This is a genomic window from Pseudomonas sp. SED1 (genome assembly GCF_034044025.1).
Classification (GTDB): Bacteria; Pseudomonadota; Gammaproteobacteria; order Pseudomonadales; family Pseudomonadaceae; genus Aquipseudomonas.
The window spans coordinates 1-26,365 of sequence record NZ_JAXCIS010000222.1; the positions used below are offsets into that span (position 1 = coordinate 1).

Annotated in this window: 20 protein-coding genes; 11 read left to right on the forward strand and 9 right to left on the reverse strand. The window is 59.2% G+C overall.

Annotation, left to right across the window (positions count from 1 at the left end; genetic code table 11):
* Positions 1 to 129: 129 nt before the first annotated feature.
* Entirely contained in the window at positions 130 to 1,350 is a 1,221-nt protein-coding gene (locus SNL23_RS27680) for an aspartate aminotransferase family protein (protein WP_076015016.1), read from the reverse strand.
* A gap of 278 nt (positions 1,351 to 1,628) precedes the next feature.
* Between SNL23_RS27680 and SNL23_RS27685 the strand changes: the two genes are divergently transcribed.
* The gene (locus tag SNL23_RS27685) at positions 1,629 to 6,608 is read left to right on the forward strand and encodes a dermonecrotic toxin domain-containing protein (protein WP_318304301.1); all 4,980 of its coding nucleotides are present in this window, start codon (positions 1,629 to 1,631) and stop codon (positions 6,606 to 6,608) included.
* Between the two features lie 3 nt (positions 6,609 to 6,611).
* Here SNL23_RS27685 and SNL23_RS27690 read toward each other — a convergent pair whose 3' ends face one another.
* From SNL23_RS27690 to acs, 7 genes are all read right to left on the reverse strand, one after another.
* Positions 6,612 to 7,592 carry a GlxA family transcriptional regulator gene (locus SNL23_RS27690; RefSeq protein ID WP_076015014.1) on the reverse strand — a complete coding sequence of 327 codons (981 nt, stop codon included), beginning with the start codon at positions 7,590 to 7,592 and terminating at the stop codon, positions 6,612 to 6,614.
* A 213-nt stretch (positions 7,593 to 7,805) separates the two neighbouring features.
* Positions 7,806 to 8,570, reverse strand: coding sequence for an ABC transporter ATP-binding protein (locus tag SNL23_RS27700; RefSeq protein WP_003214336.1), 765 nt, complete (start codon positions 8,568 to 8,570; stop codon positions 7,806 to 7,808).
* Positions 8,571 to 8,597: 27 nt separating this feature from the next.
* The gene (locus tag SNL23_RS27705; RefSeq protein WP_318304302.1) at positions 8,598 to 9,710 is read right to left on the reverse strand and encodes a succinylglutamate desuccinylase/aspartoacylase family protein; all 1,113 of its coding nucleotides are present in this window, start codon (positions 9,708 to 9,710) and stop codon (positions 8,598 to 8,600) included.
* Between the two features lies 1 nt (position 9,711).
* A complete protein-coding gene (locus tag SNL23_RS27710) occupies positions 9,712 to 10,410 on the reverse strand; it encodes an ABC transporter permease (protein WP_318304303.1) in 699 nt (232 codons plus the stop codon).
* The gene (locus SNL23_RS27715) at positions 10,407 to 11,096 is read right to left on the reverse strand and encodes an ABC transporter permease (protein ID WP_076015012.1); all 690 of its coding nucleotides are present in this window, start codon (positions 11,094 to 11,096) and stop codon (positions 10,407 to 10,409) included. The genes SNL23_RS27710 and SNL23_RS27715 overlap by 4 nt, the downstream gene beginning before the upstream one ends.
* A 91-nt stretch (positions 11,097 to 11,187) precedes the next feature.
* A complete protein-coding gene (locus SNL23_RS27720; RefSeq protein ID WP_017475899.1) occupies positions 11,188 to 11,973 on the reverse strand; it encodes an ABC transporter substrate-binding protein in 786 nt (261 codons plus the stop codon).
* A gap of 684 nt (positions 11,974 to 12,657) precedes the next feature.
* Positions 12,658 to 14,613, reverse strand: a complete 1,956-nt coding sequence (gene acs, locus SNL23_RS27725; protein ID WP_318304305.1) for an acetate--CoA ligase — start codon at positions 14,611 to 14,613, stop codon at positions 12,658 to 12,660.
* 394 nt (positions 14,614 to 15,007) lie between these two features.
* On the opposite strand from acs, the gene SNL23_RS27730 reads away from it, so the two are divergent.
* The 6 genes from SNL23_RS27730 to SNL23_RS27755 all read left to right on the forward strand — a co-directional run bounded on the left by SNL23_RS27730 (position 15,008) and on the right by SNL23_RS27755 (position 20,902).
* Complete coding sequence (locus SNL23_RS27730) at positions 15,008 to 15,277, forward strand: DUF2790 domain-containing protein (protein ID WP_167663722.1); 270 nt, start codon at positions 15,008 to 15,010, stop codon at positions 15,275 to 15,277.
* 134 nt (positions 15,278 to 15,411) lie between these two features.
* Positions 15,412 to 16,275 carry a helix-turn-helix domain-containing protein gene (locus tag SNL23_RS27735; protein WP_167663723.1) on the forward strand — a complete coding sequence of 288 codons (864 nt, stop codon included), beginning with the start codon at positions 15,412 to 15,414 and terminating at the stop codon, positions 16,273 to 16,275.
* 128 nt (positions 16,276 to 16,403) lie between these two features.
* A complete protein-coding gene (locus SNL23_RS27740; RefSeq protein WP_318304307.1) occupies positions 16,404 to 17,660 on the forward strand; it encodes a DUF1479 domain-containing protein in 1,257 nt (418 codons plus the stop codon).
* A gap of 416 nt (positions 17,661 to 18,076) precedes the next feature.
* Positions 18,077 to 19,327, forward strand: a complete 1,251-nt coding sequence (locus tag SNL23_RS27745; RefSeq protein WP_167663725.1) for a ribonucleotide-diphosphate reductase subunit beta — start codon at positions 18,077 to 18,079, stop codon at positions 19,325 to 19,327.
* Positions 19,328 to 19,472: 145 nt separating this feature from the next.
* Positions 19,473 to 20,186: an HNH endonuclease gene (locus SNL23_RS27750; RefSeq protein WP_318304308.1), complete on the forward strand. Its 714-nt coding sequence runs from the start codon at positions 19,473 to 19,475 to the stop codon at positions 20,184 to 20,186.
* Between the two features lie 71 nt (positions 20,187 to 20,257).
* Positions 20,258 to 20,902, forward strand: coding sequence for an HAD-IB family hydrolase (locus SNL23_RS27755; RefSeq protein WP_318304309.1), 645 nt, complete (start codon positions 20,258 to 20,260; stop codon positions 20,900 to 20,902).
* Positions 20,903 to 21,013: 111 nt separating this feature from the next.
* On the opposite strand, the gene SNL23_RS27760 is transcribed toward SNL23_RS27755, so the two are convergent.
* The gene (locus SNL23_RS27760; RefSeq protein WP_318304310.1) at positions 21,014 to 21,973 is read right to left on the reverse strand and encodes a LysR family transcriptional regulator; all 960 of its coding nucleotides are present in this window, start codon (positions 21,971 to 21,973) and stop codon (positions 21,014 to 21,016) included.
* A 263-nt stretch (positions 21,974 to 22,236) separates the two neighbouring features.
* Between SNL23_RS27760 and argH the strand changes: the two genes are divergently transcribed.
* From argH to SNL23_RS27780, 4 genes are all read left to right on the forward strand, one after another.
* Complete coding sequence (gene argH / locus SNL23_RS27765; RefSeq protein WP_318304311.1) at positions 22,237 to 23,664, forward strand: argininosuccinate lyase; 1,428 nt, start codon at positions 22,237 to 22,239, stop codon at positions 23,662 to 23,664.
* 180 nt (positions 23,665 to 23,844) lie between these two features.
* Complete coding sequence (locus tag SNL23_RS27770) at positions 23,845 to 24,723, forward strand: amino acid ABC transporter permease (protein ID WP_063027828.1); 879 nt, start codon at positions 23,845 to 23,847, stop codon at positions 24,721 to 24,723.
* A 23-nt stretch (positions 24,724 to 24,746) separates the two neighbouring features.
* A complete protein-coding gene (locus SNL23_RS27775) occupies positions 24,747 to 25,511 on the forward strand; it encodes an amino acid ABC transporter ATP-binding protein (RefSeq protein ID WP_167663737.1) in 765 nt (254 codons plus the stop codon).
* 25 nt (positions 25,512 to 25,536) lie between these two features.
* On the forward strand, positions 25,537 to 26,358 hold the full coding sequence (locus SNL23_RS27780) for an ABC transporter substrate-binding protein (protein ID WP_167663738.1): 822 nt from the start codon (positions 25,537 to 25,539) through the stop codon (positions 26,356 to 26,358).
* Positions 26,359 to 26,365: the final 7 nt, after the last annotated feature.

A 26,365-nucleotide genomic window follows, 5' to 3' on the forward strand; every position in this document is an offset into this window, starting at 1 on the left:
TTCAGGTGACTGAGCCACTGCATTCGCGAGCAAGCCCGCTCCCACATTTGATCTTCACAGCTTCAACTAAAGAGTCCGGCATACAAAATTTGTGTTGGGCGCCCGACTCGTCGGGCACCCAACGGTCTATCAGGCTTGCGTCAGCTTTTTAACAGCACGTTCGAAGCGGTCCAGGCCTTCCTGGATATCGGCATCTTCCACCACCAGGCTCGGGGCGAAGCGCACCACATCCGGGCCGGCTTGCAGGATCATCAGGCCTTCGCGCTCAGCGGCGTTGAAGATGTCCTTGGCCTTGCCTTTCCAGGCATCGCTCAGCACGCAACCGAGCAACAGGCCCAGGCCACGCACTTCGGTGAAGATGCCGTATTGCTGGCCAATCTTCTCCAGACGAGAAACGAACAGGTCGTGCTTGGCATTAACGCCAGCCAGCACTTGCGGGGTGTTGATCACGTCGATCACCGCTTCCGCCACCGCGCACGCCAGCGGGTTGCCGCCGTAGGTGGTGCCGTGGGTGCCGACCACCAGGTGCTTGGCCAGGGCCTCCGTGGTCAGCATGGCGGCAATCGGGAAACCGCCGCCCAGGCTCTTGGCGCTGGTGAGGATGTCCGGTACTACGCCGTAATGCTGATAGGCAAACAGCTCGCCGCTGCGGCCCATGCCGGTTTGCACTTCGTCGAACACCAGCAGCGCGTTGTTCGCGTCGCACAGGTCGCGGGCGCCTTGCAGGTAAGAAAGCTCTGCCGGCAGCACACCGCCTTCGCCCTGGATCGGCTCCAGCACCACGGCGCAGGTTTTGTCCGAGACGGCGGCTTTCAGCGCTTCCAGGTCGTTATACGGCACGTGGGTGATGCCGACGATTTTCGGACCGAAGCCGTCGGAATACTTCGACTGGCCACCCACGTTCACGGTGAACAGGGTGCGGCCGTGGAAGCTGTTCAGCGCGGCGATGATTTCGTATTTCTCGGTGCCGAAGCGGTCGAAGGCGACGCGACGGGCCAGCTTGAAGGCGGCCTCGTTGGCTTCGGCGCCGGAGTTGCAGAAGAACACACGCTCGGCAAACGTGGCGTCGATCAGCTTATGGGCCAGGCGCAGGGCCGGCTCATTGGTGAAGACGTTGGACACGTGCCACAGCTTGTTGGCCTGTTCGGTCAATGCACCGACCAGCGCCGGGTGGGCGTGACCCAATACGTTGACCGCGATGCCGCCGGCAAAGTCGATCAGCTCTCGGCCCGCCTGGTCCCACACGCGGGAACCTGCGCCACGCACGGGGATGAAAGCGGCAGGTGCGTAGTTGGGAACCATGACCTGGTCGAAATCGGCACGTTGCACCGGGGCTTGCTCAACGGACATCGGAGTCTCCTGAAGAGGAACGCCTGCCTGAAACTGGCGGGCGATGCAGGGATTGTAAGGACAGTTTTCAGCGCGGCCTTGCCGCCAAGCGACAACTTCTTATAGCGCCAACCCGCGATTTTCGCGGGTTTACGCCAATGCGACAATTAGCATCGCAATGGCGCAGTTTAAACCGCCCGGGCCGGTTGTGGGCGGTTGGTGAGGCACAACTATGTAATGCCGTCACCGATTGCCGTTTTGGTCTGCTGTTGATCTCATCCGCGCACAGGAACAGCGCCATGCCTGAAATCGACGAGCAACACCTCGCACAACACCCCGACAGTCATTATCAACCGCTGGCCAAAGCCGTACCCGACTGGCTGACCGGCGCTTCAGCCGAGCGACGCACCCAGCTCAAACGCACCTCGCCTCGCGCATTGGCGTGGCACAAAACCGCGACCCGCGAGCAGCACCGCCAATTGCGCCTGCGCAACGCCAGCCACTGGACCGCACAAAACCGGGTAGACCAGCGCCTCGAGCAGCTGCAAGACGCCCAGGCCTTCGCCGCCCCTTTGCTGGCCGATGCATTGAAAACCCGGTTCGGACTGACACTGGACGTGCGCACCACGTTTTTGCGCCTGTACATCCCAGCGACCATTCCCTGGTTTACCGTAAAGAGCGGCGCCGCGCGCACCTGGACTGTCTCGTTGCTGGACGCCGCGCTGCACAACTTCGAGGCCGACGAGACCCAGCCTGATGCATTCGAAGCAGCCAGCGAATTCACCACCCAACCCGATGCACGTGGCCATTTCCAGCCCTTGCCCGAGATCAAGCGCGAGCTGTCGATCCCGGCGTTCACTCAACTGTGCAGAACCCTGGATATCGGTGCGCAGTACAAAACCTATCTGGAAGAGAACCTGGGCATTACCAATCGCCTGGTGGCAACGGTTCTGCAACACGAGGTCAAGGCCAGCGAGCGTGCGGCGCTGGAGGTCGCGCTGCAACTGGCAAACATGAACGGCGACCTGGAGGACGACATGTACCAGGCGCTGCAAGGTTTACTGGATGGTCGACCAGCACGTATCTCGGGCAAGCCCGTGCGTTGCCATGACCTGCACATGATGTCGGCCCGGCTGACCGGGATCGTGCTGTTCGCCCCGGACCTGGAGCGCGAGCACGGCGCAGTACCCGTGGTGGCCTATGTCCCGGACGATCCGGAACACCCCATCAAGCAATACACCTCGACCGCCGCTTTCACCGCTGAACTGACCCGGCAACTGCGCGACAGTAACTATCAACACTTCTTCAGCCGGTTCGTCGCCCACCAGGACCGTGGCTTTTTCTTCTCCAACCTCAACAACCGCCTGGGGCAGATCACCTGGCACCCACACAACCCCACCGACCCGCAACCCACCTGGCGCGAAACCCCAAGGGAACGCCCCAACCTGCAACTGGGCGCGCCGGCGATCCCCGGCGATTGGCTGACCCACCGCTACCAGCAAAAGCTCAACAAGATCCTCAACGACGCCCAAGTCATCGCCGTTTCCACCGCCAAGGTCGACCAGAAAGCACGCTGGGCCCTGTGGGATTCATTCCAGCAAATTGCCACGTCGCTGCTCAACATCGCCGCGCTGGTGATTGCCCCGTTCGTGCCGGTGCTGGGCGAAATCATGCTGGCCTACATGGCCTATCAACTGCTGGATGAAACCTTCGAAGGCATCGTCGACTGGGCCGAGGGCCAAACCACCGAAGCTTTCGAGCACCTGATGGGCACGGTCGAAGCCTTGGTGCAGTTGGGCACCTTCGGCGCTGGCGGGGCGATTGCTGCGGGCGAGTTTCGCGCACTGCTGCCGCAACGCACGGTCGCCTTTATCGATAGCTTCAAACCGGTCAAGGTCCCCAACGGCAACACCCTGTACTGGAAACCTGACCTCGCTCCCTATGCACGTAAAGTCGCCTTACCAGAAGGTTCTACCCCCAACGCACAAGGCATCCATCAACACCTGGACCAGGCAGTGATCAGCCTGGACGACACCCCCTACGTGCTGAATAAAACACCCGACCGTGATGGCTTCTTGCTTGCGCACCCGGAACGTCCCGACGCCTATCAACCCAAAACCTGGCACAACGGCACGGGTGCCTGGCAAACCGAGCTGGATCAACCGCTGTATTGGGACAGGGCCACCCTGCTGCGCCGGTTGGGGCATCGTGCGAAAACCTTCAGCGCCCAGGAGCTGGAGCAGATTCGCAGCGTGAGCAACACCCCCGAAAACGTGCTTCGCCAGATGCATGTCCAGCGTGAACCGATGCCCTTGCTGCTGGAGGACACCCTCAAGCGCTTCAAGATCGAGCAAGACATTTCGACCTTTATCGAGCAAATGAGCAGCGATGATCCTGCGGTTTATCGCCAGGCCTCGCCCCTGACTCAGTTGCAACTACTCTGTGACAACGGCACCTGGCCTGAGACCAAGGCCCTGCAGGTAGTGGATGGCACCGGCCAGACGCTTTGGCAGTACGCATCCCGCGACGGCGTTGCGCGGGTGCGGATCAACCAGGTGCAACTCAACAGCGGCGACCTGCTTAAAACCGTTCTTTTGGGACTCGATGAGTCCGAAATCAAAACCCTGCTGAGTGAAGAATTCGGCCTGCCAGCCCGCGGGATTGATGTGCGTACACGCGCGCTGAGGAACAAAATCGCGCAGGCCGCCGAGAGGCAAAAATCCAAGCTGTTCGAGTCCCGCTACAAAAGCGCGAACCAACCCGTGCATGGGGCAGCGCAACAACTGATGGACAGTCGACCCGGGCTTCCAGCCTCGGCTGCCGACGTAGTACTGGAGCAAGCCAGCGACCTCGAGCGGGCAGAACTGGGCAGCGGAAAAGTCCCCAAGCGCCTGGACCAGTTGGCCAATTGGGCACGCCAGGAAACCCGCTTGAACCGCGCTTATGAAGGTTTGTACCTGAAAGCCCCCGCCAACCTGGACACCCACATCCTGGCCCTGCACTCGTTGCCGGAACTGCCTGGCTGGTCCGGCACCGTACGCCTGGAAGTACGTGAACATACGCTTGAGGGCACCTTGCGCGACAGCATCGGCCAGGCAGCCGCAGCAGAACGCAAAGTGCTGGTACACGAAGAAGGTGCATACCAGGTCTATGACGACGAGGGCCTGCATCTGCAAGGCAAGACCGACTTTTACAATGCGGTGCTACAGGCGCTGCCCGACAGCGAGCGCACTGTATTGAACCTTCATATTCGCCAAGGACCGCAACTGCGCCAGGCGATTGCCGCAACGCCATTGCCCCGCAACCGGCTGCGCCCCATTCTCGAACGCCAGCCCGTGCGGCCACCCGCTGCCGGTAAAACCCCGAGATTGCCCGGAGGCATGGACGGCTATGCCCTCCCGCCCGGCCCCATGCCGACACCAGGCGCACCGTTGTCGCTCATCCAGCGCGCAGAAGCGCTGTACCCTGGCCACACCCCTGCGCAAAATCGCGCACTGATCCAACGCCTGAATGGCCTCCCCGGCGGCGCGTTGCCCCAGTTGCAGCTATTGCAACTCGAATATGCTCGATTGTTCCAGGACCTGGAGATTTGGCGCGCCGAAATCCCCACGACTGACCCCGTAACTCAAGCCCGCCTCGGCGCTGCCGAATACGCCTACGAAGGAGAAAAACGCATACAACTCGCCGATCAAATCAGGCGCTGCTGGCGCCGGGAAACCGAATCGACCCTGAACAACAATGACGAACATCTCGGCTATAGCCTGGTGTACGAGGAACCGATCTTGGGCGAACTGCCCACCCTGACGGCCAATTTCGACCACGTCTCGACACTCGGCCTGATGGGCACTGAAAATACCTCGGGAGCCCTAAGGTTTATTCAACGCTTTCGCAATCTGCACACCCTGGAATTGCGCAGCATGCCACTGGGCGCTTTTCCCGAAGGCCTGGAAACCATGCCCAATCTCACCGAGTTGGTGCTCGACAGCTGCGACATCCAATTGACTGAGCAGAGCCTGGCCAGGTTGTCATCGATGTCGCGCCTGGAATCCCTCGACATGTTCAACAACCCGCTGGGCAGAACACCCAGTGTCGAAGCGATGCCCAACCTCAGGTACCTGGACCTGTCCTCCACCCAAATTGACCAGGTCCCGGCCGGCCTGCTCACACGCCCCGAGCTTGAGAGCGCGATCCTCAATAACAACCGCATCACGGAGCTGCCCGACGCGCTGTTTGAACTGCCGGATACGATCAGTGACGGAATAGACCTGGAAAGCAACCCCTTCCCCGACCCACTCATTGACCGTATCAAAGGCCATTTCCAGCGCACCGGGGAACGCTGGGAAACTACCGCACCCCGGGCCGATATCGACCGTCTTAAAGCGCTGTACCCCACGTTCAGCACTCATGAATGCAATCTGTATATCTTCGGCATGCCCGGCAATCTGGAAGCCGGTCGAGTGGCACTGGTGCGCTTGGGCAGCGAGTACGAAAAACTGAAAGCGGATCTGCAAGAGTGGCAAATCAACGTCCCCACCCACCACCCGACGCTGAACATGGAACTGATTCCCATGGTGCGCGCCCATGAGCAAGTCAAACGCCAAGCGTTCAAGGAGCTGATGGAAGCGTGCTGGCGCCGCGAAACTGCAACGGACGACGCCGACGACGGCCTCACCATCACCCACGAACTGAACTACGGTGCGACGCTTATAGGTGACCTTCCCACGGTCACCGCCAACTTCGACCATGTGACACTGCTGTCGCTGCACGGGGAACAGGCCACCACCGGCCTCGGCAACTTTCTGGACCGTTTCCCCAAGCTCAGAAGCCTTTCCATCCATGGCTATCGTTTGCAGAACATCCCTGCACAAGCCTTCCGGCTGCCTCGGCTGAACGAACTGATCCTGCCTCGTTGCGATATCCAACTGAGCATTGAGACCGCCAACGCATTAGCAGACCTGCATCAACTGACCTATCTGGACTTGAGCGACAATCTGCTGGGCTTCACTCCGAGCCTGGAAAACATGCAACAACTGGCGGTCCTGGATTTGCAATCGACCGGCATCAGCCGAGTGCCGCAGGGACTGTTTTCACTGAGGAAAATTGTGGCCGCCGACCTCAGGGACAACGCGATCCGGCATATCGATAACAGCATCCTCGAAGTACCCATCGATAACTTCAACGCGATCCTGTGGGGGGGCAACCCACTGTCCAGGGCGAGCCTCGCCACCCTGAGCCGTTACGCACGGCGCCACCGCATGGACGTTTCACTCGAGGAATGACACCTAGCCGCGCTCGGACGGCACCGACGACAACTCGAACGGGCTGCTGCTGCGCCGCTGGTTGCGATCTTCACGCGGGGTGGCGCCGAAGAAGTTGCGGTAGGCGCTGGAGAAGTGCGGCCCCGAGGAGAAGCCGCAGGACAGGCCGATCTGGATGATCGACTTGCTGGTTTGCATGAGCATCTGGCGGGCCTTGTTCAGGCGCAGTTCCAGGTAGTACTGGCTGGGGACGCGATTGAGGTATTGCTTGAAGATCCGCTCGAGCTGTCGTCGGGACACGCACACATGCTGGGCGATTTCGTCGGTGGTCAGCGGCTCTTCGATGTTGGCTTCCATCAGCAACACCGCCTGGGTCAGCTTTGGATGGCTGGAGCCCAGGCGGTTTTGCAGCGGGATGCGCTGACGCTCGCCGCCTTCGCGGATGCGCTCCACCACCAGTTCTTCCGAGACGGCACCGGCCAGTTCGGCACCGTGGTCACGGGCCAGCACCGCCAGCAGCAGGTCGAGTACCGACATGCCGCCGCAGGCGGTCAGGCGGTCACGGTCCCAGTCGAACAGATGGCTGGTGGCGATGACCTTGGGGAAACGCTCGGCAAAATCGTCCTGCCAGCGCCAGTGCACGGCGGCGCGATAGCCGTCGAGCAAACCGAGTTGGGCCAGCGGATACACGCCGGCCGACAGACCGCCAATCACACACCCGGCGCGCACCAGTTGCTTGAGGGCGGTGCTGAGCTGGGAGGCGATAACGGTCGGTGGTTCATCCGCCAGCAGGAACAACTTTTGAAAGCCTTCCAGCTTGCCGGCCCAGGGTTCACCCGGCAGTTGCCAGGCCCCCTCCACCGGCGGTTCGGCCTGCAGGAACGAGAGTTCGTACACCACGTCCGGATGCACCCGCTGAGCAACGCGCAAGGCCTCCTCAGCCAGCGCAAGCGTCAGTGCTTTAGTGCTGGGCCAAATCAGGAAACCTATTCGATGGGCAGTCATGGAGTGCTATCCGAAGCGAAAAACAAATAAAAAGGCATGGGCAATGCTAGCCCGGAAGTGAACACAAGTCTCAAAAACGATGTAGATCCGCTTTGCTGTAGGAGCAAGCTTGCTCGCGAAGGTCGTTAACGATAACGCTGGTAACCTGACACCCAGCGGCGCTCTCGAGTTTTTCGCGAGCAAGCTCGCTCCTACAGGGTGCAGCGGTATCAGTTACTTCAAGCTGCCGGAAAGAAACTGCTGCAAACGCTCGGACTGTGGGTTAACCAGCACTTCGCGCGGGTTGCCACGTTCTTCAACGATGCCTTTGTGCAGGAATACCAACTGGTTGGAGACTTCACGGGCAAAGCCCATTTCGTGGGTCACCACCACCATGGTCCGGCCTTCCTGGGCCAGGTCCTGCATCACCTTAAGCACTTCGCCCACCAGCTCCGGGTCGAGGGCCGAGGTGGGTTCGTCGAACAGCATCACCTCAGGCTCCATCGCCAGGGCCCGGGCAATCGCCACGCGCTGCTGTTCACCGCCGGACATGTGGCCAGGGAACGCATCCTTACGATGGCCCACACCCACTTTAGCCAGGTAGTGCTCGGCCTTTTCCCGGGCGTCTTTTTTCGACATGCCCAAGACGTGCACCGGCGCTTCCATGACGTTTTCCAGCGCGGTCATGTGGGACCACAGGTTGAAGTGCTGGAACACCATCGACAGTCGCGAACGCATGCGTTGCAGCTGTTTCGGGTCCGCGGCCTTCATGGCGCCGTCTTTGTTGGCCACCAGTTTCAGCTCTTCGTTATTGAGCAGAATCTTGCCGGCATGGGGTTGCTCCAGCAGGTTGATGCAGCGCAAAAAGGTACTTTTGCCCGAACCACTGGACCCGATGATGCTGATCACATCACCGGCCGCGGCGGCCAGGGACACACCTTTGAGCACTTCATGACTGCCATAGCGTTTATGCAGGTCTTGGACTTCAAGTTTGTACATGCGGTCGGTTCTCACAAAAACAGTTGGTCAGTCGTTGAGCAAGCGCCCGTGCCGCAGCGCTTCGCGCCCCGCCACCTTGGCCAGCCAGAAACCCGCTTGGGCATAACGTAGCCGTTCAACGGCAAACAACACCCCAGACGTGCCCGCGCAAACAATGCTCACGCGGTCGGACAAGGGATCGATCACTTCAAATATCGGGTCGCCGGCTTCCACCACATCCCCGGCTTTACGCAGGTAGCTGATCACACCGGCGTGGGGCGCGAACAGCAACTCGGTGCCTTCGAAGGGCAGGCCTTCGCAGGCTTCGTATTGCGGCGCGGGCCATTCACCACGGATCAGGCCTTGCTCGGCAAGGAACGCCAGAATGCCTTCGGCGTGGAAAATCGCCTCATCACGGCCAGTATCAGCCTGGCCGCCCAACTCCAATGTCGTCGCCAGGCACGCCAGGGGAATCTGCGACTCGGGGAATGCCCGGGACAGACGCAACCACGGCAGCGAACAGGCTTCGTCAAACGAGCTGCCGCCGGAATCTTCCGCCAGCAGACCGACCTTCACATTCAGGTGCGCCGACAGCGAACGCCACTGCGGCCAGTGTTGCGGCAGCGCGTACATGTGCAGCGCGGCCTCGGCATCGCAATGCAGATCGAGGACGACGTCGGCGGTGCAGGCATGGCTCAGCAAGACCCGCTGCATGCCTTGCAACTGGCTGCTCGGCGCCGGCAAGGCGTTGAGCGCATCGGTCATGGCCTGGCGAATCATGCGCACGTTGGCATGGGGATCATCGCCCAGTTTGTCTTTGAGCAACTCGGTAACCGGCCCGCTCAACTCAACGAAGTCGCGGTTGAAATTCTTGCCGCTGCCGATCTCGAAACGGCCCTGGTGACTGCCTTGCAGCAGTTGCCCCAGGCCCATCGGATTGGCAACGGGAACCAGCTCGATCACGCCATTGAGGGCGCCTTGCTGCTCCAGTTCGGCCAGGCGCTTTTTCAGCTCCCAGGCGGCCCGCATGCCGGGCAATTCATCGGCGTGCAGGCTGGCCTGGATATAAGCCTTGCGCTCGCCGCTGCCGAAACGAAACACCGTCAGCTGGCGTTCGCAGCCCAGGTGCCCCCAGGGCAACAGGTGATCGATACGTTCCATATCAATGCTTCCGTGGAGCCAGGTAGCTCAGCCAGCGGCCTTCGGCCAACTTGAACAGGCGCACCAGGATGAAGGTCAGGCACAGGTAGAACGCACCCGCAGTGATATAGGCTTCGAACGGCAAGTAGTACTGGGCGTTCACCGTGCGCGCGGCACCGGTGATGTCGATCAGGGTGACGATGGAAGCCAGGCTCGTAGTCTGGAGCATCATGATCACTTCGTTGCTGTATTGCGGCAGCGCCCGGCGCAGGGCCGATGGCAGCAGGATCCGGCGATACAACTTGTAGCGCGACATGCCCATGGCCTTGGCCGCTTCGATCTCGCCATGGGGCGTGGCCTTGAGGCTGCCGGCGATGATTTCGGCGGTGTAGGCGCTGGTGTTTACGGCAAACGCCAGGCACGCACAGAAGGTCGCGCTGGACAGCAGCGGCCACAGGAAGCTTTCACGCACCGCTTCGAACTGGGCCAGGCCGTAGTAGATCAAAAACAGCTGCACCAGCATCGGCGTGCCGCGAATCACGTAGGTGTAGAGCCAGGCAACGCCGTTGACAATCGGCTGCTTGGACACGCGCATCAGGCCCAGGGGCAAGGCCGCGAGCAAACCGAAGAACAGCGAAATGGCCAGCAGTTTCAGGGTGGTCAGCAAGCCGCCGAGGTACAGCGGCATGGACTCCCAGATGACGTTGTAGTCGAAGATCATAGATCAGCCGCCTTTACGCCTACCGAGTAGCGCTTCTCAAGATGACGCAGGGCCAGCAACGACACGCTGGTGATCACCAGGTACATCGCCGCCACTGCGAGGAAGAAGGTAAAAGGTTCGCGGGTGGCGTCTGCCGCCTGCTTGGCCTTGAACATCATGTCTTGCAGGCCCACCACGGAAATCAGTGCGGTGGCCTTGGTCAGTACCAGCCAGTTGTTGGTAAACCCGGGGATCGCCAGCCGAATCATCTGCGGCACCATCACACGGAAAAACACCTGGAACGGGCTCATGCCATAAGCCAGGCCGGCTTCGGCCTGGCCCTTGGGAATGGCCATGAAGGCGCCACGGAAGGTTTCCGAAAGGTAGGCGCCAAAGATGAAACCCAGGGTGCCGATACCGGCGGCCAAGGGGTTCAAGTCAATATAGTCGTCGTAGCCCAGCAGAGGCGCGACGCGGTTAAGCAGGTCCTGACCGCCGTAGAAAATCAGCAGGATCAGCACCAGGTCGGGGATCCCGCGGATCACCGTGGAGTACAGATCGCCCAGCCAGGCCAACCAGCGCACCGGCGAGAGGCGCAACGCGACCCCGATCAGACCCAGAACAATGGCCAAGGCCATGGACGACAAGGCGAGCTGAAGCGTCAACCATGCGCCATCGAGGATGACAGCCCCGTAGCCTTTCAACATGATTCAGGTCCTCGAAAAGGGGGATGAAAAAATGGCGCAAACTTCAGAGACCCTGTTGCTTGCGCCATTCTGGACAGACAGCTGCGACGGTTTACTTGGCTTCTGGGCCGTAAATGTCGAAGTTGAAGTACTTGTCCTGGATTGCCTTGTACTTGCCGTTGGCACGGATCGCGGCGATTGCAGCGTTGATGCGGTCCAGGTTTTCCTTGTCGCCTTTACGTACCGCGATGCCGATGCCGTCGCCGAAGTACTTGGCGTCGGTGAAGGCCGGGCCGGTGAACGCGTAGCCTTTACCGGCTGGCGTGTCGAGGAAGCCTTCCTGCAACAGGGTGGCGTCGGCCACGGTGCCATCAAGGCGACCGGCTTCTACGTCCAGGTAGATTTCGTTCTGCGAGCTGTAAGGAACAATGGTGGCGCCTTTGGGAGCCAGCACTTCCTTGGCAAAACGGTCGTGGATCGAACCGCGCTGCACGCCGATTTTCTTGCCTTTCAGTTCATCCAGGCTGTCGCTGACGGCAGTGCCTTCCTTCAACACCAGGCGAGCTGGGGTCAGGTAGTAGCGGTTGGTGAAGTCCACGGACTTCTTGCGGTCTTCAGTGATGGACATCGAGGACAGGATGGCGTCGATCTTGCGCACTTTCAGCGCCGGGATCAGGCCGTCGAATTCCTGCTCAACCCACGTGCACTTGACCTGCATCTGTTCGCACAGGGCGTTGCCGATGTCGTAGTCAAAACCGACGATGCTGCCGTCCGGTGCCTTGGAGGCAAACGGAGGGTAAGCCGCTTCAATACCAATCTTCAGTGGCTTGCCTTCGGCGAAAGCCTGCATGGACAGCACGGACAGCGCCAGGGCGCCCAACAGCACGAGTTTCTTCATCTTGGGACTCCATCGGTATAGGGCAAAACAGCAGTATGAGCCAGGGCCCACGATGCGAATGAGTGAAACCGAATAGCGGTGCTGCGTCCTGCGCCAGTTCCACATCGGCGACGACGAGCGAGTGATCGGCATTCTAACGACAGGCCGGAAGCCGATATTTCCTCAATGCGACAACAATTTACAGAAGCACCGAGAAAGCGGTTCCAGCACATTGACAGCCTCTGGATTTTATGCAGAGGCAAAAGATATTAAACCTGTTAACGCTGCAAGTTGCGGGCCTATTATTCGCAAACCCTTCTAGCACGGCAAGTGTAGCGTTTGATCTAATTTTTCAGGGCGTCTAAGACGCGGGTTTTCGGGGCACGGACGTAGCACTTTGCCTCATGTTTGGACATTGGGTTACACATTTGTCGGGTTCGGTAACATTCAGAAACTTCCTACGAGCAAAACCGATATTTATTGGCCTTGTGTAAGTCGCCCCAACGAATGGCCAGCCTTGGAATGCAATCAAAATGTGGGAGCGGGCTTGCTCGCGAAGGCGCTGTATCAGTGGGTGATGTGCTGGCTGACACTCCACCTTCGCGAGCAAGCCCGCTCCCACGGGGGTTATAGGTCGCCTGTCCGATCGCACAAAAAAGCCCCACCCGGCCTACGCCGAATGGGGCTTCGTCCCACAAACCCGCCTTACGCGACGTTCATGATCTTGTGCGTCTCAATCAACTGCGCCACCACACCCGGGTCCGCCAGGGTGGAGATATCCCCCAACCCGTCGTATTCAGCGGTGGCAATCTTGCGCAGGATCCGGCGCATGATTTTCCCCGAACGGGTCTTCGGCAAGCCCGGGGCCCACTGGATCACATCCGGCGAAGCAATCGGCCCGATCTCTTTGCGCACCCAGTTTTTCAGCTCCAGGCGCAGCGCTTCATTCGGCTCTTCGCCGTTTTTCAGCGTGACATACACGTAGATGCCCTGGCCCTTGATGTCGTGGGGCACACCCACCACGGCCGCTTCGGCGACTTTCGGGTGGGCAACCATGGCGCTTTCAATCTCGGCGGTGCCCATGCGGTGGCCGGACACGTTCAACACGTCGTCCACCCGACCGGTGATCCAGTAGTAGCCATCCTCGTCACGACGCGCACCGTCACCGGTGAAGTACATGCCACGGAAGGTCTTGAAGTAGGTGTCTACAAACCGGTCATGGTCGCCATACAGCGTACGTGCCTGGCCCGGCCACGAATCCAGAATCACCAGGTTACCCTCGGCCACGCCTTCAATCAGGTTGCCCAGGTTATCCACCAGCGCCGGCACCACGCCGAAGAACGGGCGTGCCGCCGAACCCGGCTTGAGCGCATGGGCGCCCGGCAGCGGGCTCATCATGTTGCCGCCGGTCTCGGTCTGCCACCAGGTGTCCACAATCGGGCAACGGGATTGGCCGACGTTCTTGTAGTACCAGTCCCACGCTTCCGGGTTAATCGGCTCACCCACCGAACCCAACAGACGCAAGCTGCTGCCATCGGCGCCTTCGCAGGCAGCGGTGCCGGAAGCCATCATGGCGCGGATTGCGGTCGGTGCGGTGTAGAGGATATTGACCTGGTGCTTGTCGACGATCTTCGCCACCCGGGTGATGTCCGGATAGTTCGGCACGCCTTCGAACATCAGCGTGGTTGCGCCGTTGGCCAGTGGGCCATAAACGATATAGGTGTGGCCGGTGACCCAGCCGACGTCGGCGGTACACCAGTAAATTTCGCCCGGGCGGTAGTCGAACACGCGCTCGTGGGTCAGGGCTGCGTACAACAGGTAGCCGCCGGTGGTGTGCTGCACGCCCTTCGGCTTGCCGGTAGAGCCGGAGGTGTAAAGGATGAACAGCGCTTCTTCGGCGCCCATCTCTTTCGGCGCGCACACGGTGCCCGCCACTTTCATCAGGTCTTCGTACCAGATGTCGCGATGCTGGTTCCACTTGATGTTGCCGCCGGTGCGCTTGCACACGATGACTTTCTGAATGCTGCTGGTTTCCGGGTTGGTCAGGGCGTCGTCGACGTTGGCCTTCAGGGAAATTTTCTTGCCGGCACGAATGCCTTCGTCGGCGGTGATCACCACCTTGGATTTGCAGTCGATGATCCGACCGGCCAGAGCCTCTGGCGAGAACCCGCCAAACACCACCGAGTGAATCGCACCGATCCGGGCACAGGCCAGCATGGCGACCGCAGCTTCGGGAATCATCGGCATATAGATAGTCACCACGTCACCGCGGTGCACATCCTGGCCGCGCAGGGCGTTGGCGAACTTGCAGACTTCTTCATGCAGCTCACGGTAGGTGATGGTGCGGCTTTCGGCAGGGTCGTCGCCTTCCCAGATGATTGCCGGCTGGTCGCCACGCTCGGCGAGATGACGGTCCAGGCAGTTGTAGGAAACGTTGAGGGTGCCGTCGGCAAACCACTTGATGTCGACATGGTGATCGTCGAAGGAGGTCTGCTTCACCGTGGTGAAAGGCTTGATCCAGTCAAGGCGCTTGGCTTGCTCGCGCCAGAAACCGTCGGGGTTGACCACCGACTGCTGGTACATGGCCTTGTAGGTCGCCTCATCGGTCAGCGTATTGGCTGCTACTTCGGGGCGAACGGGGTACAGAGAAGCCGCACTCATCTTTCTTACCTCGGTGACATAGTTGTTGTTGTATGGCCCTGTTGTAGCCGGGCCGGGCCTATAGAACCATTCGACGATGGTAGTAACAAGCCCCTACAAATTGCCCAACTATCCGCCGGCGGCGCTCTGGCCCGCGGCCTGTGGCGCTTTGCAGGTTTCTGAAAAAACCTTCATTTCGGGATTGTTACAAAAACCACCAATAGTGTTTATCAAAAGCACGGGTATATGAATTAAACCTACACGCCTAAAATCAACCTCGCCATCAAGGCACTGTGATTAACAACGTAACAGCCCCCACGAAGGCAACGTTAATCCGAACTTCCCAATCAAGTTACACACGTGGCCTCACAAGGGCCCCGTGACCCCTTTCGACCACCAAAAGGTAAATAGTCAAATGAAAGCGTTATTAGTTATGGCCCTTAGCAGCTTGTGCGCCACCGCCGCCCTGGCCGACGAAGCCCCGACTGACGTAGCCAGCCAGAGCACTCCGATCGTTGAAGATTACAACTACAGCACTCACTTGGACGTTGCCAAAGTACTGTCCATGAGTAACATCCCGGATGTATGCAAAGTTGTACCGGTAAAAATGGAATATGAAGATTCACAAGGTCAGCGTCATATCCTGAACTATCAAGTCATGGGTAATGGTTGTTCTAACGGGTAATAACTTCGTTAGTTGCCATTAACCCAGATCTTATTCGCCGCAAGAAATCGTTCTTGCGGCAAAGAGCCCTCCCCTCTTGAATCGAATGCTACGATTGTGGCGCCGCCACCTCACCTGCAAGGCAGGATGCATTCATGCGAGCCAGTTTCGAAAAAATCCCTACCGAAGCGAACACCTCCTGGACCCTGCTGAACAGGCGTCTTCCGGAGGCGATTCCATTTGAATGGCATCACCATCCCGAATACGAACTGACCCTGACCCTCAACAGCCGCGGGCACCGCTATATCAGCAACGATGTGGCGCTCTACGATGATGGCGACCTGGTGCTGGTGGGCCCGAACGTGCCCCATAGCTGGTCTTCCGCCGAGCTGATCGACCCCGCCAAACCGCACATTGCCCTGGTCATCTGGTTTTCCGAGGCCTGGGCGGACTCGCTGGTGAAGCTGTTTCCGGAAATGGGGTCGACGCGAGCGCTATTGGCTGCTGCGCGACAGGCGTTGAGTTTCAGTGATGCTACGTCCCGGGCGCTGCGCCCGGTGATCGAAGCCATGGTCGAGCAAGACGCTTCCCAGCGCTTGATCTCGTTGCTCACCGTGCTCAACACATTGTCCCGGGATATCGCCGCACAGCGCATCGCAACGGAAAACGCGGCCCCTCACATCGTTGAAGACGCTCGCATCCGCCGCGTTCTGGACTACCTGCACGGCCATTATGCGCAACCTGTAGGCATTCCCGAGCTGGCGCAAATGGCCTGCGTCAGCGTTTCAGCCTTCCATCGCATGTTCCGCAAACACACACGCTGCACGGCGCTGGACTACATCGTCCGGCTACGCATCGGACACGCCTGTGCTTTATTGATGCAGGGTAACCTGGCGGTCAGCGCGATTTCCGAACAGGTCGGCTATGCCTCCCAGGCGTTGTTCAATCGGCAGTTCAAGGCGCACAAGGGCATGACGCCGTCACAGTTTCGGCTTGAGCACGGGCATCACTTTCAATAAGCCGATTCTTCTATACGCCTTACAACAAACGCCACAATCGTATTGCTCAACGCGCCAAATCAGGCTGCCGCCCAGGCGGGCCGGAGTGATTCCATACCTGTACGCACAACAACAAGACAGGTCACCTCATGAGCAACTACCAGGCATTCGAATGCGCCGAGCTGCCGGACGACTACAAGCGCAGCATCGTCGCGATGAAAAAGGCCCTGCGCGCGCAGATCGGCGATGTGCCTGGGCTGTTTGCCGAGGTCAGCGAGTTCATCGGGGCTGAAATCGCCTTGATCAAGTCCCAGCAGTCCGCCTGGCCCGAGCTTGACTTTGAAACCATCGCCAACGGCCAGGTCACCGAAGCACAACGGGCACTCATCAAGCGCAGGGGCTGCCTGGTGATCCGCAACCACTTCCCCAGGGAACAAGTGCTGGGGTGGGACAAGAGCCTGCTGGACTACCTCGACCACAACCATTTCGACGAGGTGTATCGCGGCCCGGCCGACAATTTCTTCGGCAACCTCGAAGCCTCGCGCCCGGAGATATTCCCGATCTATTGGTCCGACGCCCAGATGCAACTGCGCCAACACGAGCGCATGGGCGCCGCGCAGTCGTTCCTGAATCGCCTGTGGACCTACAATTCCCAAGGCCGGCAATGGTTCGACCCAGACATCAATGCGCTATACCCCGACCGCGTCCGCCGCCGCCCACCGGGCACCACTTCCAAAGGGCTTGGCCCGCACACCGACTCGGGCGCGCTGGAACGCTGGCTGCACCCCGCCTACCTCAAGGTGTTCGACAAGATCTATCGCAACGACTTCAAGTCCTACGACCCCTGGGACGCTGCAAATCGCACAGAAGTCGATGAATACGCCTACAAGGACACGGTGAAATGCTCGGCCTTCCGTACCTTCCAGGGCTGGACCGCACTGTGCGACATGCAGGCCGACCAGGGCGTGCTGCATACCTTGCCGATCCCCAAGGCCATGGCCTACATGCTGCTGCGCCCGCTGCTGGACGATGTCCCCGAAGATGAGTTGTGCGGCGTTGCGCCGGGCAAGGTGCTGCCAGTTTCAGAGAAATGGCACCCGCTGCTGGTCCAGGGCATGACCCCGATTCCGGACGTACAGGCCGGCGATTCGGTGTGGTGGCACTGCGACGTGATCCACAGCGTCGCCCCCGTCGAAAACCAACAGGGCTGGGGCAACGTGATGTATGTACCCGCCGCGCCCATGTGCCCGAAAAACCTGCGGTACGCCAAGGATGTGCTCAGGGCGTTCGAGCAAGGGGTTTCGCCGGATGACTTCGCCCGTGAGGACTACGAGAAGGACTGGAAAGACCGCTTTATGACGCCGCAATTGAACGCCCTCGGCCGCAAAGGACTGGGGCTGGAGTGAACACCATCCAGCCCATGGAAACAAACGCCTACCGCCCGTCAAAAAAATCCAAGCCAGGCAAAGCCTTGTAAACCCGGACCTTGGCTGCAAACACCACCATTTTGGCCGCTCACCGAGACCATCCGCCGCAACACAAAGTCGATTTTTTCCCTATAATGCGCGGGTAAATCGGGCCTGCAATATCCCTTTACACTGGGACGAAGAGCCAGACCTGAGGCCCCCGCTGGAGCCAGTTAAGCATTGCTCCGCCCCTCAAGCCTCAAGCAGAACACCCGTAACCCTGATTCCGTTTAATGCGTGCGTTAGCTGCAACAAACGATTCCTTAAGATCCACCGCGGCCTTTGGGCCGTGTGAACACCCCACCATCCGGTTTCACACGGGCACCTTAGAGCCCTCACGCAGGAGACGACACGTCATGCTGAGCTGGGACGAATTCGACAAAGAAGAAGACGGCGAAGTAGTTGCCAAAGGCGCCAACGCCGGCCACGCCACCGAAGCCAACATGGACCGCCTCGACGGCGCCGGCGCTGCCGCCGCCATCGAAGCCCGCGCCGTCACCGCCAATGACTCCGCCGCCATCGTGCGCGCCAAGGCCGCCCTCGACAAACTCGACGTCGCCGAAGGCCTCGCCGAGCTGGAAGGCTCCGCCGCCCGCGTCGCCGTTGACGAAAAGCGCATGATCAACTGCCGCGCCGACCTCAACCAACTCGTGCCGTTCAAGTACGACTGGGCCTGGCAAAAATACCTCGACGGCTGCGCCAACCACTGGATGCCGCAAGAGGTCAACATGACCGCCGACATCGCCCTGTGGAAAACCCCAGAAGGCCTGACCGACGACGAGCGCCGCATCGTAATGCGCAACCTCGGCTTCTTCTCCACCGCCGACTCCCTGGTTGCCAACAACCTGGTACTGGCCGTGTACCGCCTGATCACCAACCCGGAGTGCCGCCAGTACATCCTGCGCCAGGCCTTCGAAGAAGCGATCCACACCCACGCCTACCAGTACTGCATCGAATCGCTGGCCATGGATGAAGGCGAGATCTTCAACATGTACCACGAGATTCCATCGGTCGCCAAAAAGGCTGCCTGGGGCTTGAAGTACACCCGTTCGATCTCCGATCCGAAGTTCGAAACCGGCACCGTTGAGACCGACAAAGAGCTGCTGCGCAACCTGGTCGCGTACTACTGCGTACTGGAAGGCATCTTCTTCTACTGCGGCTTCACCCAGATCCTGTCCATGGGCCGCCGCAACAAAATGACCGGCGTGGCCGAGCAGTTCCAATACATCCTGCGGGATGAATCGATGCACCTGAACTTCGGTATCGATGTGATCAACCAGATCAAAATCGAAAACCCGCATCTGTGGGATGCTGAAATGAAGGAAGAAGCGACTCAGATGATCCTGCAAGGGACTCAGTTGGAGATTGAATACGCGCGTGACACCATGCCACGTGGGGTGTTGGGGATGAATGCGGCGATGATGGAGGACTACCTCAAGTTCATCGCGAATCGTCGTCTGTCGCAGATTGGGTTGAAGGAAGAATATCCAGGGACGACTAACCCGTTCCCGTGGATGAGTGAAATCATGGACTTGAAGAAAGAGAAGAATTTCTTTGAGACTCGTGTGATCGAGTATCAGACTGGTGGGGCGTTGAGCTGGGATTGATTCCTGAGCCAATCAAAAAGCCCTGACTTGTTCAGGGCTTTTTTGTATTTACAGAGTGCCGAATCCTACAGTCGCGTAGGAAATTTCGTGGACGTGCTAGTGGCCACTCAGTATCGTCCGAGGGTTTTCTACCTTCGGCGGCTGTATGGATACGAAAAAAGCTAAGACTGGCTGGAGTGACGACGAGCTTGAAGCCTCAGTCGACGCTTATTTGAGAATGTGGGCGCTTGAACAGAACGGAAAAGCCTTCAACAAATCGGTCGAAAATCGACTGCTACGCGAGGGGCCACTGAGGCTGCGTAGCGCTTCGTCTGTCGAGTACCGCATGCAAAACATATCAGCCGTAATCGAGCTAATAGGCCTGCGGTGTATCACTGGATACAGGCCTGCAAAAAATGTCGGAGCCAGAGTGAATGAGCGTATTCGCAAAGTATTGGTTTCGAAAATAGGCCTCTATCCAGAGATCGATATCGCTACGGCAGATAAACCGCTACCTAGAAGCCCCCCTACTGTCTCGAAGCCCTTACTTCAAATAGAGCCGCAGGGCATTCTTAATCCACGGCAACTATTTACTGTCAGCATTTCATTTGCGCGCGCGCTCCATGTACGAAAGCAGGCTCGACGGCTAGCAAGTGGTATTTGCGAGGGTTGCGATAAGCCGGCACCGTTCACAGGTGATGATGGCGAGCCATTTCTTGAAGTACATCACGTCAAGCACCTTGCCCAGAAGGGTTCGGATCGCGTTACCAATGCTGTAGCCTTGTGCCCCAATTGCCATCAGCGTTGTCACCGCTCAAATGACCGTGGTGAATTCACCAAAGGGCTTTACTCGAAAATCAAAAGATTGAGAGAGGAGTAGAATTCTGCGGTCACAGCTCATGCATTACCAAAATTACTAGATAGGACCGAGACCCGCCCGTGAACCCAGACATGCTCGAATCCGGCCCCTTGGATGCCAAAGTACTCTCCGTCTTTGACTTCGACGGCACCCTGACCCACCACGACAGTTTCGTGCCGTTCCTGAAGTTCGCCTTTGGTAAAGGTGAGTTCGTGCGCAGGATGGTGAAGCTGGCGGTGCCTGGCGCGCAGTTTGTGTTGCGCGTGATTAGCCGCGATGAGCTCAAGGCGCAGTTGATCCGCACCTTTATGACCGGCGTGGATAAGGCGTGGGTTCAGCAGAAAGCTGAAGCGTATTGCCAGGCCTATTGGAACAAGCTGATGCGCCCAACCGGGCTGCAATCGGTGGCCGATGAGTTGAAGTCCGGGGCGGTGGTGACGCTGTGTTCGGCGTCGCCGGCGTTGGTGTTGCAGCCTTTTGCGAATCGGCTTGGGATCAGGTTGATTGGTACGGAGCTTGAGGTGGTTGACGGGGTGTTGACTGGGAAGCTCACGGGGAATAATTGCCGGTGTGAGAATAAGGTGCTTCGGCTTGAGGCGGTTTATGGGGATCTGGGGGAGTATCGGCTCAGGGCCTGGGGCGATACGCGCGGGGATCGGGAGTTGTTGGCGGCGGCGCAGGATGCGCATTTTCGGCATTTTCATGCGAAGAAGAAGCGGGCCAGGTTGCAGCGGTGATGCGGGTGGATGGGGTCTGCGGGTAGACCGAGGTGATCCCATCGCAGCCTCGCTGGGGCTCGACAGCTCCCACAGGTTATCTCTGTACATCCTTAGGGTTGGTTGAGTTCGTTAGATTGGCGCTTTGAGATCCACGCCTAGTGCCGTTGCGAAGGCTTTGACCAGCGGGCTGCGTGGGGCGTTGTGGCGCAGGATCAGGTTGAACGGCGTGCTCAGGTGGATCTGCTCCGGGCATAACACGCGCAGGCGCCCTTCTCTCACCAGCGGCGCGGCGTAGTGTTCCGGGAGGAAGCCCAGGAAGCGGCCGGTGAGGATGAGGATGGCGACGGCTTCTACCTGTGAGGCCGAGGCGGACTGGCTGTCGTAGCTGACGAAGTTGGCCTTGTCGCTGTGGATCGCGTAACGATGGTTGACCACTTCGTGCTGGCGCAAGACATCTGCGTTGATGTCCCTCGCTTCAAACAGCGGATGCCCGACCGCGCAGTACGCATGGGACTTTTCTTCGTATAGCGGGAAATAATCGAATTCTTCCCGCCGCTGGTACACCGGGACGATGCCGACAATCAGCCGCCCTTCCACCACGCCCCGTTCAACTTCGTCCAGTTGCGAGGCATGTAGGCGTAATCTTATTTTTGGCGATTCTGTATGTAATTTTCCCAGCGCTTTAATCAGCGGCGAATTAACGTCAGAGACGGTGTTATCAATAACGCCCACACTAAGGTCGCCGATCAGTTCGTTCTGTGCCGAACTAAGCTTGTCTCTGAAGCTGTCTACCGAGGCAAATAATTCAATGGACGCTTGATAGACTAATTTGCCTTCTTCGGTCAGGCCAAACCCTTCCCGCCCTCGCGTACACAGGCGCATGCCGATGCGAATTTCGAGGTCGGAAATCTGCTTGCTGATTGCCGCCAGGCCCACATTCAGCTCATTCTGCGCCGCGCTGAAGCCGCCCGCTTCGACCACAGCCTTGAACACCCGCAGCAATTTGAAGTCCAGTCCGCTGAGTTGCAGCGCAGGTCTTGTGCCGGGTTTTGGCGGTATGTTTCCAGAAGTGGAAAGTGGGGTTTCCATAATACGTGTTGACCTCAAGTGCCATCTTCAACAGGCTTTGACCTACTCCATGAACATCGCCGGGCGGCAATAATGAACATACTTAACCGCCCTTGGCAACCTTGAATATAGCGGGTTGAACGGCTTTTACCGGCTGATTTAACGCCCATAAAAACCTGACACTTCGATCAGGACTTTTCGTTTTTGCTACTGCCCTCCGAATCCATAAGGCCAAGCCACGTCCATCGGGCTTGTCACTTCTAAAAACAAGCGTGAGGAACACCATGTCTCAGCCCACCGACCGCCTCTGGGGTGCTCGTTTCAAGTCCGGCCCGTCTGCTGCTTTGGCGGCGCTGTCCCGTTGCCCCGAGCGCTATTTTCGCCTGACACCCTACGACCTGGCCGGCTCCCGGGCCCATGCCCGTGAGTTGCAGCGGGCCGGGTTGCTGGATGAGTCGGAAACCTTGCGCACCCTGGAAGCACTGGACCGGATTGGTGAGGACTTTGCCGCTGGCCGCCTGCACCCGACGCTGGATGACGAGGATGTGCACACCTTCATCGAGCGGGTGTTGACCGAGCGTTTGGGGGCCCTGGGCGGAAAGTTGCGCGCCGGGCGTTCGCGCAATGACCAGACGGCCAACGATCTGCGCCTGTTTCTGCGAGATCACGCGCGCACCATTACTACCGAGGTGTTGGGGTTGCAGCAGGCGCTGGTGGGCCAGGCCGAACAGCATATCGAGAGCATCTGCCCGGGCTTCACCCATTTGCAGCAGGCGCAGCCGATTGTGTTCGCCCATCACTTGCTGGCGCATGCGCAATCGATGCTGCGGGATGTGCAGCGCCTGGTGGATTGGGATGCGCGTACGGCGTTGTCGCCATTGGGTGCTGCGGCGATGGCGGGCTCGGCAATTGCTCGCCAGCCGGAGCATTCGGCCAAGGAGATGGGTTACACCGGGCCGTGCGAAAACTCCATCGACGCTGTAGCCAGTCGTGACCATGTGGCGGAATTTCTGTTTGTGGCGGGCATGCTCGGGGTGAATATTTCGCGGCTGTCGGAGGAGTTTTGCCTGTGGTCGTCGCGGCAGTTTCGCTGGGTGCAGTTGGACGATGCCTACGCCACCGGTAGCTCGATCATGCCGCAGAAGAAGAACCCGGACATTGCCGAACTGGCGCGGGGTAAAGCCGGGCGATTGATTGGCAACTTGACCGGGTTGATGTCGACGCTCAAGTCGTTACCGCTGTCGTACAACCGCGATTTGAGTGAAGACAAACACAGCGTGTTGGACAGCGTGGATACCTTGCTGCTGGTGCTGCCGGCGATGGCCGGGATGGTCGCGACGATGAAGGTGCAGGTGGAAGAGCTGCGGCGTCAGGCGCCGATGGGTTTCACCCTGGCGACTGAGGTGGCGGATTGGTTGGCCACTCGCGGTGTGCCGTTCAAGGAGGCCCACGAGATTACCGGCGCGTTGGTGCAGGCCTGTGAGAAGCATGAGATTGAATTGTGGGAAGCCTCGCCGGCGTTGTTGGCGGAGGTGGATACGCGGCTGACGCCGGAAGTACGTGAGTGCCTGACCCTGGAAGCAGCGATTGCGGCGCGCAGTGGTTGGGGTGGTACGGCGCCGGAGCGGGTACGGGAGCAGATTGGGCGGTTGAAGACTGCGTTGGCTGTGCAGCAAGAGTGGACACAGAGTTACACCGGTTTTCGGATTTGAGACGGCTTCACTTGTAGGAGCGAGCTTGCTCGCGAAAAACTCAAGAGCGCCGCTGGGTGTCAGGTTTCCAGCGTTATCGTTCACGACCATCGCGAGCAAGCTCGCTCCTACAGGGTTAAAGATCGTTCCCACGCTCCGCGTGGGAACGATCAGTGTATTCAGTTGTTTTGGAGAGTCACCATGAAACAAACCCCGGCAGAGCGCTTGCAAGCGGAGCGCCAGCAGACCGAGAACCAGTTCGACATCACGAAGTACGAGCATGTGCCCCGTCGCTATTACGGTCGCATGGTGTTCGCCACGCTAATTGTGGTCGCCCTGGCCGCCTTGTTGCGGGCATTCGCCAACGGTCAAATCGAATGGTCCTACATCGGTCAGTTCCTCACGTCCGAGGCGATTATCTGGGGCCTGGTGAACACCATCATCATGTCGATCCTGGCCATGGCGCTAGGGGTGGTGATCGGGGTGATCACGGCGATCATGCGCATGTCGGCCAACCCGATCCTGCGTTACGTGGCCATCACCTACACCTGGCTGTTCCGGGGCACGCCGCTGATTCTGCAACTGCTGTTGTGGTTCAACCTGGCGCTGATTTTCCCGGTGATCGCGATTCCCGGCCTGTTCAGCATCGACACCGTAGACCTGATGACGCCGTTCGTGGCCGCCCTCCTCGGCCTGAGCATCAACCAGGGCGCCTACACCGCCGAAGTGGTGCGCGCCGGCCTGTTGTCGGTGGACACCGGCCAGTACGAAGCCGCCAAGTCGATCGGCATGCCGAGCCTTCAGGCGCTGCGTAGGGTGATTCTGCCCCAGGCGATGCGGGTGATCATTCCGCCTGTAGGCAACGAGTTCATCAGCATGGTGAAAATGACCAGCCTGGCGAGTGTGATCCAGTACTCGGAGCTGCTGCACAACGCGCAAAACATCTACTACGCCAACGCCCGGGTCATGGAGCTGCTGATTGTTGCCGGCATCTGGTACCTGGCGGTGGTGACTGTTCTTTCATTCGGTCAGAGCCGCCTCGAGCGTCGTTTTGCCCGCGGCGCCGGCAAGCGTTCGTAAGCCCTGACTGAGGAGATTTGCCCATGAGAAGCATCGTCAAGGCCGTGAACCTGAACAAGTATTACGACCAGTTTCACGCGCTGCAGGACATCAACCTGGAAGTCGAGCAAGGCGAAGTGCTGTGCATTATCGGCCCATCCGGTTCCGGCAAAAGTACCCTGCTGCGCTGCGTCAATCAGCTGGAAAAAATCGACAAGGGCGGCCTGTGGGTCGACGGCGAACTGGTGGGCTATCGGGTCGTCGGCAACAAGCTGCATGAGTTGAATGAATCACAGATCGCCCGCCAGCGCTTGGCCACCGGCATGGTGTTTCAGCGCTTCAACCTGTTCCCGCACATGACCGTGTTGCAGAACATCATCGAAGGCCCGTGCCAGGTGCTCAAGCGTTCACCCAAGGAAGCCACCGAGGACGCGCTGGAGTTGCTGGCCCGGGTTGGCCTGGCAGACAAGCGCAATGCCTACCCGGTGGAATTGTCCGGCGGCCAGCAACAGCGTGTGGCAATTGCCCGTGCGTTGGCGATGCGGCCCAAGCTGATGTTGTTTGACGAACCCACGTCAGCCCTCGACCCGGAGCTGGTAGGAGAAGTGCTGTCGGTGATGCGCGATTTGGCCACCACCGGCATGACCATGATTGTGGTCACCCATGAATTGGGCTTCGCCCGCGAAGTGTCCAACCGCATGGTGTTTATGGATGCCGGCCAGATTGTGGAAGCCGGCAGCCCTGAAGAAATTCTAATAAGCCCACAAAACCCGCGTACCCAAAGCTTTATTTCTGCCGTTCGCACTTAATTAAAAAACTAACGAGAACGCCCCCATGAAAAATCTGTTTCTTCCAAGTTTGCTCGTAGGCCTGATGGCCTCCACTTCGGTTTTGGCGGCATTGCCGGCAGCGATCAAGGACAAGGGTGAGATCAGCGCGGCCATCGTGCCGAACTACCCGCCGATGGATTTCAAGGACACCGCCACCAACAAACTCACCGGCCTGGACTTTGACCTGGGCAACGCCCTGGCCGAACGTTTGGGGGTGAAAATCAAGTGGCAGGAAACCGGCTTCGAACAGATGCTCAGCGGCCTGACCACCAAGCGCGTGGACATTGTGCTGTCGGGCATGAGCGACACCGCCGAGCGTCAGAAGTCGGTGACCTTTATCGACTACTTCACCAGCGGGCCGCAGTTGTACACCCTGGCCAAGCGTGAAGAGCTCAAGGAATTGACTGACCTGTGCGGTAAAAAAGTCGGCACCAGCCGACGTACGACCTGGCCGTCGGAAATTGCCGCGTGGAGCAAGGAAAACTGCGAAAAGGCCGGTAAGCCAGCCATCGTGGTGATTGGCACCGAGGGCTCGGCGGATGCCCGGGCGCAGTTGCAGCAGAACCGTCTGGATGCCGCGATGCAGGGCAGTGAAACCATTCCTTACCTGATGGCGCTGGACAAGGGTAAGTACAAGCCGGTGGGCCTGGCGATTTCCAAGCAGTTCACGGGGTTGGGGATTGAGAAGAGCAATACCGAGTTGGTCACGGCCATCAGTGAGGCTTTGCAGGGCATGATTGACGATGGGACGTACGGCAAGATTTTGAAGAAGTGGGATCTGGAGCAAGGTGCGGTTGAAAAAATCAGCATCAATGCCGGCCAGTAACTCGATC

Coding starts and splice junctions, on each gene's coding strand:
- SNL23_RS27680 (WP_076015016.1), bottom strand. CDS start 1,350: ATGTCCGTTGAGCAAGCCCCGGTGCAACGTGCCGATTTCGACCAGGTC.
- SNL23_RS27685 (WP_318304301.1), top strand. CDS start 1,629: ATGCCTGAAATCGACGAGCAACACCTCGCACAACACCCCGACAGTCAT.
- SNL23_RS27690 (WP_076015014.1), bottom strand. CDS start 7,592: ATGACTGCCCATCGAATAGGTTTCCTGATTTGGCCCAGCACTAAAGCA.
- SNL23_RS27700 (WP_003214336.1), bottom strand. CDS start 8,570: ATGTACAAACTTGAAGTCCAAGACCTGCATAAACGCTATGGCAGTCAT.
- SNL23_RS27705 (WP_318304302.1), bottom strand. CDS start 9,710: ATGGAACGTATCGATCACCTGTTGCCCTGGGGGCACCTGGGCTGCGAA.
- SNL23_RS27710 (WP_318304303.1), bottom strand. CDS start 10,410: ATGATCTTCGACTACAACGTCATCTGGGAGTCCATGCCGCTGTACCTC.
- SNL23_RS27715 (WP_076015012.1), bottom strand. CDS start 11,096: ATGTTGAAAGGCTACGGGGCTGTCATCCTCGATGGCGCATGGTTGACG.
- SNL23_RS27720 (WP_017475899.1), bottom strand. CDS start 11,973: ATGAAGAAACTCGTGCTGTTGGGCGCCCTGGCGCTGTCCGTGCTGTCC.
- acs (WP_318304305.1), bottom strand. CDS start 14,613: ATGAGTGCGGCTTCTCTGTACCCCGTTCGCCCCGAAGTAGCAGCCAAT.
- SNL23_RS27730 (WP_167663722.1), top strand. CDS start 15,008: ATGAAAGCGTTATTAGTTATGGCCCTTAGCAGCTTGTGCGCCACCGCC.
- SNL23_RS27735 (WP_167663723.1), top strand. CDS start 15,412: ATGCGAGCCAGTTTCGAAAAAATCCCTACCGAAGCGAACACCTCCTGG.
- SNL23_RS27740 (WP_318304307.1), top strand. CDS start 16,404: ATGAGCAACTACCAGGCATTCGAATGCGCCGAGCTGCCGGACGACTAC.
- SNL23_RS27745 (WP_167663725.1), top strand. CDS start 18,077: ATGCTGAGCTGGGACGAATTCGACAAAGAAGAAGACGGCGAAGTAGTT.
- SNL23_RS27750 (WP_318304308.1), top strand. CDS start 19,473: ATGGATACGAAAAAAGCTAAGACTGGCTGGAGTGACGACGAGCTTGAA.
- SNL23_RS27755 (WP_318304309.1), top strand. CDS start 20,258: ATGCTCGAATCCGGCCCCTTGGATGCCAAAGTACTCTCCGTCTTTGAC.
- SNL23_RS27760 (WP_318304310.1), bottom strand. CDS start 21,973: ATGGAAACCCCACTTTCCACTTCTGGAAACATACCGCCAAAACCCGGC.
- argH (WP_318304311.1), top strand. CDS start 22,237: ATGTCTCAGCCCACCGACCGCCTCTGGGGTGCTCGTTTCAAGTCCGGC.
- SNL23_RS27770 (WP_063027828.1), top strand. CDS start 23,845: ATGAAACAAACCCCGGCAGAGCGCTTGCAAGCGGAGCGCCAGCAGACC.
- SNL23_RS27775 (WP_167663737.1), top strand. CDS start 24,747: ATGAGAAGCATCGTCAAGGCCGTGAACCTGAACAAGTATTACGACCAG.
- SNL23_RS27780 (WP_167663738.1), top strand. CDS start 25,537: ATGAAAAATCTGTTTCTTCCAAGTTTGCTCGTAGGCCTGATGGCCTCC.